1 pseudogene is annotated in these 243 nt (G+C 60.1%); it reads left to right on the forward strand.

Going from position 1 to position 243, the window contains the following annotated elements:
* A pseudogene (gene purH / locus ACMUOY_RS20720) lies at positions 1-243 on the forward strand (bifunctional phosphoribosylaminoimidazolecarboxamide formyltransferase/IMP cyclohydrolase); the annotation flags it as partial.

Genomic DNA, 243 nt, shown 5'->3' on the forward strand with positions numbered 1-243 from the left:
CAACCCCGAGCACATGGAATCCATGAAAAAAGAGGGCATCAAGCCCATCGACATGCTCGTGGTCAATCTGTACCGGTTCGAGGATACGGTGGCCTCGGGAGCCCCGCTCGAGCACGCGATCGAGAACATCGACATCGGCGGACCGGCCATGGTGCGCGCGGCATCGAAGAATTACCCGTACGTCACCGTGGTCACCGATCCTGCGGACTACGGCCGCATCATCGAGGAAATGAAGAGCACCGG

The sequence above is a fragment of the Candidatus Skiveiella danica genome (assembly GCF_022705245.1).
Lineage (GTDB): Bacteria > Pseudomonadota > Gammaproteobacteria > Burkholderiales > Burkholderiaceae_C > Skiveiella > Skiveiella danica.